Annotated in this window: 16 protein-coding genes; all 16 read left to right on the forward strand. The window is 33.0% G+C overall.

From position 1 onward, the window contains the following. Positions 1-53 precede the first annotated feature (53 nt). Entirely contained in the window at positions 54-509 is a 456-nt protein-coding gene (locus tag CH361_RS18625; RefSeq protein WP_125232080.1) for a hypothetical protein, read from the forward strand. Positions 510-868: 359 nt separating this feature from the next. Further along, entirely contained in the window at positions 869-1,654 is a 786-nt protein-coding gene (locus CH361_RS18630; RefSeq protein WP_100792338.1) for a hypothetical protein, read from the forward strand. 213 nt (positions 1,655-1,867) lie between these two features. Then, positions 1,868-2,257 (forward strand): hypothetical protein, encoded by a 390-nt coding sequence (locus CH361_RS18635; RefSeq protein ID WP_125184883.1) that lies wholly within the window; start codon positions 1,868-1,870, stop codon positions 2,255-2,257. Between the two features lie 572 nt (positions 2,258-2,829). Further along, positions 2,830-3,138, forward strand: coding sequence for a nucleotidyltransferase domain-containing protein (locus CH361_RS18640; RefSeq protein WP_208861470.1), 309 nt, complete (start codon positions 2,830-2,832; stop codon positions 3,136-3,138). After that, positions 3,128-3,517 (forward strand): HEPN domain-containing protein, encoded by a 390-nt coding sequence (locus CH361_RS18645; protein WP_100792340.1) that lies wholly within the window; start codon positions 3,128-3,130, stop codon positions 3,515-3,517. The genes CH361_RS18640 and CH361_RS18645 overlap by 11 nt, the downstream gene beginning before the upstream one ends. 652 nt (positions 3,518-4,169) lie before the next feature. Next, positions 4,170-4,925 carry an Lp29 family lipoprotein gene (locus tag CH361_RS18650; protein WP_100792384.1) on the forward strand — a complete coding sequence of 252 codons (756 nt, stop codon included), beginning with the start codon at positions 4,170-4,172 and terminating at the stop codon, positions 4,923-4,925. A 34-nt stretch (positions 4,926-4,959) separates the two neighbouring features. Then, the gene (locus CH361_RS18655; protein ID WP_100792341.1) at positions 4,960-5,466 is read left to right on the forward strand and encodes a hypothetical protein; all 507 of its coding nucleotides are present in this window, start codon (positions 4,960-4,962) and stop codon (positions 5,464-5,466) included. Positions 5,467-5,684: 218 nt separating this feature from the next. Further along, a complete protein-coding gene (locus CH361_RS18660; protein WP_100792342.1) occupies positions 5,685-6,575 on the forward strand; it encodes a hypothetical protein in 891 nt (296 codons plus the stop codon). Between the two features lie 244 nt (positions 6,576-6,819). After that, the gene (locus tag CH361_RS18665) at positions 6,820-7,479 is read left to right on the forward strand and encodes a homing endonuclease associated repeat-containing protein (protein ID WP_100792343.1); all 660 of its coding nucleotides are present in this window, start codon (positions 6,820-6,822) and stop codon (positions 7,477-7,479) included. A 67-nt stretch (positions 7,480-7,546) separates the two neighbouring features. Beyond that, positions 7,547-8,113, forward strand: a complete 567-nt coding sequence (locus tag CH361_RS18670; RefSeq protein ID WP_100792344.1) for a hypothetical protein — start codon at positions 7,547-7,549, stop codon at positions 8,111-8,113. A gap of 651 nt (positions 8,114-8,764) precedes the next feature. Further along, on the forward strand, positions 8,765-9,205 hold the full coding sequence (locus CH361_RS18675; protein ID WP_100792345.1) for a WapI family immunity protein: 441 nt from the start codon (positions 8,765-8,767) through the stop codon (positions 9,203-9,205). A 210-nt stretch (positions 9,206-9,415) separates the two neighbouring features. Further along, entirely contained in the window at positions 9,416-10,189 is a 774-nt protein-coding gene (locus CH361_RS18680) for a hypothetical protein (protein ID WP_100792346.1), read from the forward strand. Between the two features lie 191 nt (positions 10,190-10,380). After that, positions 10,381-11,214 carry a metallophosphoesterase gene (locus CH361_RS18685; protein WP_100792347.1) on the forward strand — a complete coding sequence of 278 codons (834 nt, stop codon included), beginning with the start codon at positions 10,381-10,383 and terminating at the stop codon, positions 11,212-11,214. A gap of 275 nt (positions 11,215-11,489) precedes the next feature. After that, complete coding sequence (vapB, locus tag CH361_RS18690) at positions 11,490-11,720, forward strand: type II toxin-antitoxin system antitoxin VapB (RefSeq protein WP_100792348.1); 231 nt, start codon at positions 11,490-11,492, stop codon at positions 11,718-11,720. After that, positions 11,720-12,118, forward strand: coding sequence for a type II toxin-antitoxin system tRNA(fMet)-specific endonuclease VapC (gene vapC, locus CH361_RS18695; RefSeq protein WP_100792349.1), 399 nt, complete (start codon positions 11,720-11,722; stop codon positions 12,116-12,118). The genes vapB and vapC overlap by 1 nt, the downstream gene beginning before the upstream one ends. 199 nt (positions 12,119-12,317) lie before the next feature. After that, positions 12,318-13,406 (forward strand): hypothetical protein, encoded by a 1,089-nt coding sequence (locus tag CH361_RS18700; RefSeq protein WP_100792350.1) that lies wholly within the window; start codon positions 12,318-12,320, stop codon positions 13,404-13,406. Positions 13,407-13,498: the final 92 nt, after the last annotated feature.

Raw genomic sequence — 13,498 nt, forward strand, 5'->3', positions numbered from 1 at the left:
TAGTTCGTTATACGTAATGGCGAATAAAATTAATTACTATAATGAATAAAATAATGAAATCCATATTTATACTTTTTATTTTCATTTCGTGCAAAATTGGTATTAATGGAGACAATGTCGTATCTGATGACACCTTCAAAGCAAATCTTCAAAGATATATTTCTATAAAATATCTTCAGTGTCATAGATTTGAACCAAAAAATAACAACAATTCACCAGATGACCAAAATAAACAAATTACTATAAATGAAATTATTGCGGGTGCTTTTAGCTTAGTTGCTAGATCGACATTTGATAATTTTAATAACAATCAATTTGTTACTAAATCTGATGCAAACTTTTGCTATAATGCAGTTTTATCTTCGCCTTGTGATACAAACAATCAAAACACTATATTATCTATCGCTAGTTCTGTTGCTTTATATTGCAACCCAAAAACAGTATGTTTAACTGAAAGACAACATTTCGGGCAGGGTGATTTTTGCATTGAAGATCCAAATCCTATCTAATTCAGAATTTGCATTATCAAATTTAAAAAAATAGTAAATTCTTCCTACTTCAACGAATGAATAAGAAATTGAAGACTCATTCTTTAACTTGGTGTCCAATATTAGGAAAAATTTCTTATATGCATTCAATTATTTAATTAAAAAAATTCGCCACTACGTATAACAACGACTTAACGCTTCGCCTCGGGACAAGCCCTCGCTCGGTCTCCGACACATTCCTCTCTGGAACTCCTCTTGCCGCCGCAAGCGTCGTTCCAGTCCCTAACGTCCCCTTCAGGGACTCAGGGCCGAGGAACGTCGTTAAGTCTAGTTCGTTATGCGAAATTGAATAAAATTAATTGAAAAACAAAGGAAAATAAATGGAAAATTTCTTAAACTCAAAAATAATATCAGTTTTAGTAATTTCATTCTGCGCAACAATATCAACAGCAGCCATTGTAGAAGTTATGTCTAGACAGGAAATGTTATCTATTCTTGATAATAAAGTTATAGAATTTACAAAAGAAGGACTTGAAACAAACCAAAGTCTTTTAACCGAATTTACCAAGAAACAATCAGACATTGTTGAAATTGTAAAATTAATAGAATTAAAAAACGACGAGATTTCTACACGAATTCGAGATATTCGGAAATTATCTGCTAGAATGAAAACATTAATTTTGGGAGGTTCAATTAAAAAGTCAGAAACGCTAGAAAGAATTGCTTTAGAATATCAAGTTTTAATAAAAGCAAATTTAGATGATGAAAAAAACGAAGGCGAGATACTTTTTTATATCACCTCAAACATAAATTTAGTAAAAAAATTTAGTTCAACCTTCCTAATCGCAATGCTTGCCGTTATGAGCGGAGTTGTAGGCTCACTAGTCACGGTATTCCGTCTCGAGACTTATAGTATTGATTTTTTAAAAAGATTAGTTCTTGGGATTACAACTGGATTTATATCATTTTTGATAATTAAAGGAGGAAGAAGTCTCTTTTTACTGGAAGGAAATGATACTTTACCTATAATGAATCCATATTCTGCTGCTTTATTTAGCTTAATAGGTGGGATGTTTACTGAAAAGTTTTTTAAATTATTAGGAGACCTATTCGATAGCCTAATAGAAAAATTAACAATTAAAAAAGAAAATCAAGAGACTACATAATTCAACTTCGCATAACAGCGACTTAACGCTTCGCTTCGGGACTAGCCCTCGCTCGGTCTGCGACACATTCCTCTCTGGCACTCCTCTTGCCTTCGCAAGCGTCGTTCCAGTCCCTAACGTCCCTTTCAGGGACTCAGGGTCGAGGAACGTCGTTAAGTCTAGTTCGTTATACGTCATTTTTAAAATTTCCATCAAAAATCTCAAGGTATCAAAATGGACATAGATAAAATAAATAAAATATCAGAAAAAATGGAGAATGCATTAGATGAACTTTTTCTGAAATTTTTAAAATTTCTATTCCATATCCTAAAATGGTGTATTTATATCATCCTAGGATATTTATCTTTTAAATTTTGTGAATATATTTACAAAGGCTTTCTAAGAAAAGAAAATTGGGAATTAATGATTTGTTCCGAAAGTCATTGGACTGGTGGTTGTGGAGAAATAAAATACAAACTAAGTGGTTATGAAGATCAGAAAACTTGTATGGAAAAAGGCATTCTTTTTGATCAAGGAAATGGATTTGAATGTGGATTACATTGCAATATGAATCAAGGATTCAATGTTTGTGAAACAATATGTAACGAAAAAGGATGCAATTAACAAATTTTAATTTATATACTACTGTTAAAATATAAAAAACATTGAAATGAATATAATTAGATTATTGCCTTTTATCATTTTAACCTCGTTCTGCTTCCCAACGAATAAAAAAAATATAAATAAAATTTCCGTCATATCAGATTCCAATCCGAACCCTACCTGCAGTTTACTGACTTATAAACGCGGATGCTGTTCATACCACAAAGGTGTTTGCGGCTGCGGTGGATACAATTTAATGTGCTGCGACGGAACCATTAGTCCTTCGTGTTTATGTGATTAATAAAAACGACGTATAACAGCGGCTAACCACTTCGCTTCGGGACGAGCCCTCGCTTGGCCTACGGCACATAGGCTTTCTGTCACTCGTTTGCATCCGCAAACTACGTGCCAGTCCCTAACGTCCCTTCGGGACTCAGGGTCGAGGAACGTCGTTAAGTCTAGTTCGTTATGCGTAATTGACCAAAGGAATGCATTAGGATATGGGTAAATCCTTGAATTTAATTAGTGAAATAAGCCTATTTTAATCACTTATTCTTGCTTGATTTTTTCATAAATTGCCATATCTTATGCCTATGGAAAAAGAGCTAGAAATTTTAAAAACCCAGATCATTTCTCTCGTAAATCCATTGAAAATTATCCTTTTTGGATCAAGAGCAATTAAAACGGCAGGAAAGAATAGTGATTATGATCTTCTAATCATTATGCCTGACGGCACTAATAAAAGGGAAATTGCACAATATCTTTATAAAAATATAGGTAATATCAAAATCTCATTTGACATTGTTGTCGCTACTCCCGAAACACTCGAAAAATATTCTAATATCCGACATTTAATTTATTTTCATGCCCTTAAAGATGGTTTAGAACTCTATGCTGCATGATGACCCAGGTTCTCCAGAAGCTTGGCTTATTCATGCAAAAAGCGATTTACTCCTGGCTAAACTTGGGGATAAAAATGATATTTTACTAAATCAACTTTGTTTTCATGCTCAACAAACTGCTGAAAAATCTTTAAAAGCTGTTTTGATAAAAGAGAATGTGGAATTTCTATTTACTCACAATATTAAAACTCTAATGCTTTCATTGCCAGATCGAATTGAAAAACCTAGTTTCTTTGATGAACTTGCAATTTTAACAGATTATGCAGTCTCTACTAGATATCCGGGTGATTATGAAGAAATTCTTAATACTGAATATGAAAAGGCAATTGAATTAGCTGAACTTGTTTTTAATTGGGCTAACAATTTAATAAAAAAATAAATTTTATAAATGGTCAACTACGCATAACAGCGTGTAAACACTGCGCTTCGGGACTTACGCCCTCGCTTGGTCTACGACACATTCCCCTCTGGCACTCCTCTTGCTTTCGCAAGCGTCGTTCCAGCCCCTAACGTCCCCTCGGGACTCAGGGTCGGGGAACGTCGTTTACACTAATTCGTTAATTGCAATTGGTTAAACCTCTACAACAAAAAATCAGCGCGCAAATTTTCTTAAGAGTTTTTAAGATAAATATTGTCGGTTCCGTTCGTGTGGTTGTGTCATTCCATTTACGCTTTATTAAAAATTGCGCTGTGTTATTTTAAATATAAGAAAATATAAGAAATCTAAGAGAAAGAGAAAGAAAATTAAGAGCGAAAATTTGCGCGCTGAATCTATACTCTTTGCACCATTATCTTTTACAATAGGTAACCAACTGCAATTAACAGCGTGTAAACACTGCGCTTCGGGACTTACGCCCTCGCTTGGTCTACGACACATTCCCCTCTGGCACTCCTCTTGCTTGCGCAAGCGTCGTTCCAGTCCCTAACGTCCCGCCGGGACTCAGGGTCGGGGAACGTCGTTTACACTAGTTCGTTATGCGACATTGCAAAAATTAGTTGAATTTTTATTCATTAAAAAAGAAGGTTTGCAAATGAAATTCTTAATACCTATACTTATTACAATATTAGGATGTAACTCGTATACTAGTTACATGGTGCCCGATTCAAAAATAAGCACCTCAAAACCAAACAAAAAAATCGCTTTAATTGGATTTATGAATTACGAATTCCAAATGAGTAACGATAGACAGGGAAGGTCCTATCGGTCTTCCGCATCAATAGATTACGACAATTCAATGAAACACCTTTTCCCAACCGGCAAAGAAGTTTCCACATTCAATTCTAATAACATTAATAATCAAATAGGAAGAGAAAATTGTTTAGATCTTGTTTATGAATATTTAAATATAGTAAAAGACTCTGGAGAAAGAGAATTAAAAAAATTTATCGAATACAATTTAACACCAGATACTTCTAAATCATCATGCTCAGTTAAATCAAATAATGTAGACTATTATATACTCGGAGTCCCAGGCAAACCTTTCAATTCACGGACTAATTATGATGAAAGCTTTTTTGGTTACCTAAAAAGTGCTCTTTCTGTTCTAACATTCTTTTTAGTCCCCTCAAAACAGGCTGAACCTGTAAATGCATATTTCTATGTTTATGATTCTAAGCTAAATCTTATAGAAAGGTTTGTGTACAATAAAAAAGTAATAATTACAACTTCATGGTGGTTTAATTTAAATGAAAACGAAATCGAGTTTAATGATATTAACCAAAGCATAATAAAATCACAAGAAAATATCACTAAAGAATTTTATTTTGACTTTAACACAAAATATTAATAATATAAATTACAAATACAAGGAAAGAATCAAAATGAGAAACAAACTATTACTACTTTTAGTCGGATTAATATTAAGCAATTGTGTATTAACGCCAGATTATTCAAAAAATTTCAAAAAATACCCTTCGAAAACTGATCTCAAATCAATTTCTTTGACAAAACCCGAAGGTAGATTCGAAATGTTTGCAACTGGATTTTACTATATCTTAGCAGCAAATTTAATTGAAGAAAATTTGAAATATTCGGAACTATTTTCTGAAATAAAAGAAAAAGACGGAGATTACATTTTAACAGCCGAAAAAATTGACGATAAATATTCTGGAGAATTTATTGATGTTGCGTATTCGATCACTGTTGAATATTCTCTATCTTTAAAAAATAGACTAATCTTCAAGAATAAGTATAATGCAACGGCTACTTCAGAACCGACTGAACATTTTATGTATGCTTTTAGACAAAGATTAGCTCGGGAAAGAGCACTACAAATCACTGTGAACAAATTTCTAGACGATTTAGACAGTATGAAGATTCTCAAATAATCTTTACCTTCTGCTTCTTCGCAACGTCGCATAACAGCGTCTTCCCGCTACGTTTCGGCACAAGGCCTCACTCGGCCTACGGCAAATTCCCTTCCGTCACACTTCTTGCTCCGCAAGAAGATGTGCCGACGCCAACACCTACTTCGTAGGTTCGGCTACAGGGAACTTCGGGAAGACTAATTCGTTATACGACATTTCGAAAAACTTTACTATATAATATGAAAAAAATAATTCTAACAATACTTCTACTAAGTCCTGCAATTTATTCACAAACAAATTCAGATCAAAAAAGTAAACTTTGGACTATCACTTTTATTAGAAATTCAACTTACTTATTTCCTTATGAAAAGTATGAATTCAAAGATACTTTTGGCGGTTACAGAAATAAATCAAATGAAACTGTGAATAACTATGAATTCTCTTTAAAAAAGAAATTTGAAAATTCTGATTTTTCATTTTACTTTGATTTTCTTGAATTTAATAAAAGGGCTTTTTCTCAACAATACTCTTTCTATCAGAATAATGAACTAGTAGCTTCAGAACCAGTTTCTATAGGAGATTATTTTCGGTCGCAAATAAGAACTGGATTCGCTTATTCTTTACCTACCTTTAATGCCTTAACTCTTATTATTGGAACTAGATTTGTTAAATCTGAACTTACTGACAGTTATCCTTTTGGATATTCAATCAAATTCGGACAAAAGTATATTGGGCCAGAGTTTGGATTGGAATACCAATCTGATAAATTTGCTAATTTCTTTCTCGGTGCTAGAATTTCATATTTCCAACTTTATGGAAGAACATACAATAATTACTATTTTTCTGCAGTAAATACTGATCAGGGATACATACATGTTGATATTCAACCTTACACTAAATATATCGGGAGTGAAATCTACTTAAAGGCTGGATATTTCTTTACTGAAAATGTTTTCATGACTATAGGATGGAAATCTATTGTGGCTAGGATCAAACCCGATGACCTGAGAGTTTATTCAGGTGATTTGCGATACGACACCATACAAAATACTGAATACGGTCTTAAAGGCAATAACACTACCACTGAAGCTTTTAAATCTGTTGTAATTGAATTTGGAATAAATATTTAAATTCGAAACGTCGTATAACAACGTGTTACCGCTTCACTTCGGCACAGGGCCTCGTTCGACCTTCGGCAAATTTTCCGCTGATCCTAACGCCTACTACGCAGGCTCAGGGCGGAAAACTTCGGTAACACTAGTTCGTTATACGCCATCTTTTAACTGTATTCAATAAATATGAAGTATTACATCATACTTATAAACTTCTTGAAAATAATAAAACTTCGATAATTATAAACTGAATATCATAGAAATGAATGACTTCGAATATATTCCACCCAAGAACGTTCCAGTCTCAGATAAAGATCTCATTGAAGATCTTAAAAAGGTGGCCTTTGAGAAGAATTCGAACGTGTTATCTCACAGTCTTTATAAAGAATTTGGTAAATTTGATGCGAGAACAATATCTAGAAGGTTTGGTACTTGGAATAAAGCGTTATTGATTGCAGGATTGGCTCCAGGGAATATTAGAAATTATAGTGATGAAGAGTTATTTGAAAATGTATTGAATATCTGGCAGCATAAGGGCTATCAACCTACTCGACGTGATCTTAATCTACCTCCTTCTAAGATTTCACAAAGTGCATATAATCGAAGATTTAATTCCTGGACAAACGCATTACAACAATTTGTTAATTATGCAAATGAATCAGATTCATCTTTAATTTCTATCGAAAATCCACGGGAAGGTATACGGAAATCTAATCGAGATCCTTCTCTTAGATTGAGATTTAAAGTTCTAAAGAGAGATAAATTTAAATGTGTAAAATGCGGTGCGAACCCAGCAAAAGATCCGGAAGTAGAATTACACGTTGATCATATAATCCCTTGGAGTAAGGATGGGGAAACTGTTTTAGAAAATCTTGAGACTCTTTGTTCAAATTGTAATATAGGGAAAAGCAATGTTCATTAATTTATTTTGCAAACCATAGTTCGGTCCATGCAAATGTTCAAAATAATATTATTTATAAGGTGAAAACATGAATTTAATAGAATTAATCGATCAGTTGATCTTAAATGAAATAAAAGCGATTCAAAAAACAGGCCATGCTTACTTATCATTTGGACTAATTAGCCAATCAATTGAATTTCTAGGATCAATCATAGATGAATTCGAGTTCAATGAGAAGGGAAAAAGTAAAAATCGATTTAATAATTTAATTAACGAATTCTTTGACGTTAAGTATCATATTTACACAGACCCAACAAATCCATATAACCTATACGAGAACCTAAGATGTGGATTGTTACATGTAATGACACCAAAGGCAAAACTAGCTCTTACTGAAATCTCAAAGCCGAAAGTTATAAACGGAGAATTAAAGCACTTAGAATTAAATAAATTTCATGGAGAAGCTGATGATCGATTAGTGTTAGTAGCCGAAACCTTCTACGAGGATTTAGAGAAAGCTTCCAAGGAAATTATAAAGATCATTCAAGATAAAAGTATATTCCAGAAATTTCCAGTATTAAATACCGTATCTACGATAAAAAAAGATAAAATAAACTTAATTTCTAAGGCTTTAAATGTAAACCTTACTTCTTAAAAAAGACGGCGTATAACTACGGCTTACCGCTTCGCTGCAGGATTCACTTCGTTCACCCTTGCTCGGGTTGCACCACATTGGTCTCCGTCACGTTTCTTGCTTAGCAAGAAAGCGTGCCGACGGTAAGGCCTGCATGCAGGCTCACCTACGACCAACGTCGGTAAGCCTAGTTCGTTATACGAAATGGCAATTTGAATACCGAAGACATAGGTAATAAATATATGGTGGCATCAAAATTAACTCATATATTGAAATAGAAAAATATCTAATAAAAAAGATTGTTTCTAATTTAAGGTAATAATTTCTATTAAAACAAAGGTTTATGTAGCTTTCGATTAACTAAAAAGTTAAATCAAAATTTGACATTTAAAAAATAACATATATTCGATTTAACTTTCGGAAACTTTTAACCGGAAATTACTAATCTGCATTCTTGCAGGAATTCCATTTTCAAAGAAAAGAAAACTCAACATTTCACTAAAAATTCGATAAGGAAATTTTAAATATGGATCTAGAAAATTGCAAAAAAGCGTATCTATACCCAATAATCAAATCATTGTTATTTGATATATTCATAAAAGCGGCCAAATCTACAAATAACGAAATAAGTAAAACACCTAGACTAGAATCTATAGAAACTTGAGAACTTGAATGATATTTATCAATGATAAAAATGAAATGATTCGCATTGAATCTGTAGGATACGAATTTCCAGATAGCAATGATAAATCATATGATAGTAATTGGTTAAATATAAAAGTTTCAATAGAAACAGAAAAATTCAGTTTCCAGGTAACGCATCCTTGCTTGTTGACATACGACCTAAAAACGATATCACAATGGTTTTCTAAAATAGAAATAAAAGAGAACACTCAGTTCTCTGATTTATCATTTATCGAACCAAATATTGAATTTTTATTTATATCTTATTTAGACAATAAATTTGAATTTCAAATAAAATTAAGCTTTGAATGTAATCCCAATAATAATGACGAAGAGTTTCTAGTTATTTATAAAAAAAATCATAATGAATGTAAACTGATAGCATCCATGTGTCTAGAAGAGTATGGGAAATTTCCAGAGAGAAAATAAATCGCCACTTCGTATAACTGCAACTTAACGCTTCACTTCGGGACTTGCGCCCTCGCTCGGTCTGCGACACATTCCCCTCTGGCACTCCTCTTGCTTACGCAAGCGTCGTTCCAGTCCCTAACGTCCCTCCAGGGACTCAGGGTCGGGGAACGTCGTTAAGTCTAGTTCGTTATACGCTATGCTAGAATCAAATTCAAAAGAAGTCAAAAAATGAAAAACCTACCTCTACATTTCATATACGTATCAGGAATACTAATAACTATAATCATAATTCTTTTAACTTTAAAATGGTCCGTAGATTCGAACACGGTTAATTACATCAGTTTCGGAGCTACATTAACATCGCTTTTTTTAGGTTTAATTGCAATATTTTATTCTATTGTAGCCAATAACAATTTAAGTGAAAGCTTTACGAAGCTTTCTGACACTTCCTCAAATCTAAGTACTGCATCAATTTCTTTAATTACTAATGCAGACAACCTAAAAACCCTTCTATCGCAATTGCCAATCTTGGAAGGAAAAATTGATGAATCTAATAATATACTTAAAATAATAAAAGAAAAAAATGAAGAAAATTTATTAGACAGTTCGACAAACACTAAGGACAAACCTATAACCACAAATGCAACATTAACAAAAGAAACAATAGACATGATATTAAGAAAATCATCGTTATATGGGTTATTCAGTTTATATTTGTGCCAAAAATCCTTTTCTACTAAAAAAGCATTCAACCTAAACGATTTACTGAAAACATTTGGCGAAAGTTTTTATTCTTTATACTTTTATGGATATATTGTTGCTATTGGATGTACAGAAATAATAAAAGTAAACATTAGTGATAACATTTTCAATATATACCATGTAGATAAAAATGCAGAAGAATTAATTGAAAAATATTTAATAGAGAAAATAGATGGACAAGGTGATATGAAATCACACTACGCAGATTTAAAAGATCAAATCTATAATCATTTCTTATAGATCCAGCACAGCGTATAACAGCGACTTAACGCTTCGCTTCGGGACTAGCCCTCGCTCGGTCTTACGACACATTCCCCTCTGGCACTCCTCTTGCCTCCGCAAGCCTCGTTCCAGTCCCTAACGTCCCTTCGGGACTCAGGGTCGGGGAACGTCGTTAAGTCTAGTTCGTTATACGACATGTTTCTAAATTTATGAAGAATAAAATATTAAAACTCATAGTAGCAATTTTTTGCTTAATTTCTATAAATTCACTTTTCATCGAAAGATATTTTATAAGGTTTCCTGAATATGAAATTCAATCAAATAAGATTCCTAAAAGTTTCGACGGTTATAAAATTGCTGTTGTTTCGGATCTACACTATGGATTTCTAGTCCCTGAATTTTGGATAAAACATACTTTAAAATCAATTAATGATAAAAATCCAGATTTAATTGTTGGCATTGGAGACTATGTAAAAAGGAGAAATTTTGATCAGGAATTAATAAACGTCTGGAATTTATTAAAAATATTAGATGCAAAAAACGGCGAATTTTTCGTTAACGGAAACCATGACCATTGGGCAAACAATCAACTCGCATTAAAACTCCTAGAAGAAAGCGGAAAATCCATTAGAAATAAACAAGTAGTTCTAAAAAATGGAAATGATAAAATCATTATTGCTGGATTAGGTGATTTTTGGGAGGATCATATTCCTATTGATGATGTCTTTAAACATTCCGATCCTAACCTTTATAGAATTGCTATCGCGCACAATCCTGATTCTTCAAATACTACTCATTTTGAAAAAATTGATCTATTCATCACTGGACACACTCATGGTGGACAAGTTAGAATTCCAATTTTAAATTGGTCTCCAATCTTACCTGTCAAAGATAAAAACTTTGACACCGGAATTAAAAAATCTAAATTTAATGAACTAGTCCTAATATCAGCTGGAATTGGATGGTCGATTATTCCAGTTCGGTTTAATTGCCCTATTGAGGTTCCAATCGTTATTCTTCGCTCTAACGAAAATAATAACTAGCAACGAAACACGTCGTATAACAGCGACTTAACGCTTCGCTTCGGGACTTGCGCCCTCGCTCGGTCTGCGACACATTCCCCTCTGGAACTCCTCTTGCCTACGCAAGCCTCGTTCCAGTCCCTAACGTCCCCTCCAGGGACTCAGGGTCGGGGAACGTCGTTAAGTCTAGTTCGTTATACGACATGGCGAAAATGTATTACTTAAGCTCGAGAAATAGAAGGTCAAAAAAGTAAAAAAAGTTGACATGGTATATACCGGGATACATACTTTTTTATATGCAAACAGCTAAAATTTTTGTTAATGGTAGAAGCCAAGCAGTCAGAATTCCTAAAGAATTTCAATTTAAAGGTGAAGAAGTTTTCATCCAAAAAGTTGGAGATGCTGTTATACTAGTCCCTAAGAATAAAGCATGGAATGCATTTCTTGACGGGTTAAACGGTTTTACTGACGATTTTCTTAGTGAAGGAAGGTTTGATTTACCAGAATCAGAAAGAGAACAATTCTAATGTATCTAATTGATACAAATATATGCATTTACCTCATAAAAAAGAAAAATATTAAACTCCTAGAAAAATTTAAAAAGAATTATAATAAAGGAATTTTAATATCCTCTCTTACTTTAGCTGAACTCGAATTTGGCGTAGAGAATAGCGAACGTAAGGAAACAAATAGAATTTCTTTAATGGAATTTCTTACTATTTTTGAAATTTTAAACTTCGAACAAAAAGATACTCCTGCCTTCGGAAAGATTAAAAGCGATTTAAGAAAATCGGGAAGAATGATTGGCACTATGGATGCATTATTAGCAGCCCAATCAATATCAAGGAATCTTATTTTTGTTACAAATAATACAAAAGAATTCGAAAGAATAAAAGATTTAAATATAGAAGATTGGACTTTATAAAATAAACACGTCGTATAACAGCGACTTAACGCTTCGTTTCGGCTCAAGGCCTCACTCGGTCTGCGACACATTCCTCTCTGGAACTCCTCTTGCCTCCGCAAGCCTCGTTCCAGTCCCTAACGTCCCTTCCAGGGACTCAGGGTCGAGGAACGTCGTTAAGTCTAGTTCGTTATGCGAAATCGAAAAATGAATTCTCAAAATGACTAAAAAAAAATTTTTCATTATATTTTTGTATTTAATCGTATCATTTCGAAACACTATTACTTCCCAAGAATTAACAATTAACACAAATGAGAAAAAATATATTAAAATACTCTCAAAACCTGGGTTGGAATTAAAAACAAAACCAATCGAATCATCTAAGACTATTAAAATTTTAAAATATGGCGAAATTGGAACTGTAGTTAAAATCTCGAATCAAGTTTCTCGTTCATACAGTATATCTGGCTATTGGTATCAAGTGATCTTCAATGGCAACCCTGGCTATGTTTTTTCACCATTTACTCTCTTATCCTATAATAAAGAATTATTGGAAGAAATGAATTTTGCAGACACCAGCTTCAGAACTGATGTGCCAGTCTTAAATATACTGCCTGTTTTTCCGGAAAATACAATATTAAGTAACGATCAAATATTTAAGCAAGATAGCGAGTATCCTCCAAAAAACAAAACTAACTATAGCATCAAAATTATCAACATTAACGAAACTTATTCCCTTGATTCTCTATTTTTTTCTTACAAAGAATATATAAATGAAAATATAGTTTTTAAAAATATTTCAGAAAAAACAAAATTTACCTCTGAATTAAATAACCTTCGGATTTATTCATTTTCTAAAAATGCAAATCTATTATGGGGAGGATCAGATCAATGCCATAATTGTGATGGAATAACACTAAGTTACCTCTTTTACCTAAGTAAATTCAAAATATTAAAAATTCCACTTTGGGACTCTGAGGCTGGTGATAAATGTAACAATGAGGATGACGAACCAGTTACAAATCATATTAAAATATCTTCTGATAAAAAAATAATATACATAATTCATTCTCGATTTGATTGCGAAAGAATTGAAGAAGAAAACTGTGATCTCTATCAAACCTGTGAGAATTATCCGCCAACTTTTTTTGAAGCAAGACATAGAAAAACATATTACTTTAAGATATTAAACAATACCAATGAACCTATTCTAGACGGAAATATTCTCAGAGGTCCAGAAAAAGAAATGAACAATAAATATTTTTTAAAAACTCAAGAAGATATAATATTTAAAAATATTTTAAAATGAAATCGACTTCGCATAACAGCGACTTAACGCTTCGCTGCGGGACTTACGCCCTTGCTCGGTCTGCGACACATTCCTCTCTGGAACTTCTCTTG

It is taken from the genome of Leptospira brenneri (assembly GCF_002812125.1).
In the GTDB taxonomy this organism is placed as follows: Bacteria; Spirochaetota; Leptospiria; order Leptospirales; family Leptospiraceae; genus Leptospira_A; species Leptospira_A brenneri.

What these genes read in the sequence shown, in the direction of transcription:
- CH361_RS18625 (WP_125232080.1), top strand. Translation starts at nt 54, where the DNA reads ATGAAATCCATATTTATACTTTTTATTTTCATTTCGTGCAAAATTGGT.
- CH361_RS18630 (WP_100792338.1), top strand. Translation starts at nt 869, where the DNA reads ATGGAAAATTTCTTAAACTCAAAAATAATATCAGTTTTAGTAATTTCA.
- CH361_RS18635 (WP_125184883.1), top strand. Translation starts at nt 1,868, where the DNA reads ATGGACATAGATAAAATAAATAAAATATCAGAAAAAATGGAGAATGCA.
- CH361_RS18640 (WP_208861470.1), top strand. Translation starts at nt 2,830, where the DNA reads ATGGAAAAAGAGCTAGAAATTTTAAAAACCCAGATCATTTCTCTCGTA.
- CH361_RS18645 (WP_100792340.1), top strand. Translation starts at nt 3,128, where the DNA reads ATGCTGCATGATGACCCAGGTTCTCCAGAAGCTTGGCTTATTCATGCA.
- CH361_RS18650 (WP_100792384.1), top strand. Translation starts at nt 4,170, where the DNA reads ATGAAATTCTTAATACCTATACTTATTACAATATTAGGATGTAACTCG.
- CH361_RS18655 (WP_100792341.1), top strand. Translation starts at nt 4,960, where the DNA reads ATGAGAAACAAACTATTACTACTTTTAGTCGGATTAATATTAAGCAAT.
- CH361_RS18660 (WP_100792342.1), top strand. Translation starts at nt 5,685, where the DNA reads ATGAAAAAAATAATTCTAACAATACTTCTACTAAGTCCTGCAATTTAT.
- CH361_RS18665 (WP_100792343.1), top strand. Translation starts at nt 6,820, where the DNA reads ATGAATGACTTCGAATATATTCCACCCAAGAACGTTCCAGTCTCAGAT.
- CH361_RS18670 (WP_100792344.1), top strand. Translation starts at nt 7,547, where the DNA reads ATGAATTTAATAGAATTAATCGATCAGTTGATCTTAAATGAAATAAAA.
- CH361_RS18675 (WP_100792345.1), top strand. Translation starts at nt 8,765, where the DNA reads ATGATATTTATCAATGATAAAAATGAAATGATTCGCATTGAATCTGTA.
- CH361_RS18680 (WP_100792346.1), top strand. Translation starts at nt 9,416, where the DNA reads ATGAAAAACCTACCTCTACATTTCATATACGTATCAGGAATACTAATA.
- CH361_RS18685 (WP_100792347.1), top strand. Translation starts at nt 10,381, where the DNA reads ATGAAGAATAAAATATTAAAACTCATAGTAGCAATTTTTTGCTTAATT.
- vapB (WP_100792348.1), top strand. Translation starts at nt 11,490, where the DNA reads ATGCAAACAGCTAAAATTTTTGTTAATGGTAGAAGCCAAGCAGTCAGA.
- vapC (WP_100792349.1), top strand. Translation starts at nt 11,720, where the DNA reads ATGTATCTAATTGATACAAATATATGCATTTACCTCATAAAAAAGAAA.
- CH361_RS18700 (WP_100792350.1), top strand. Translation starts at nt 12,318, where the DNA reads ATGACTAAAAAAAAATTTTTCATTATATTTTTGTATTTAATCGTATCA.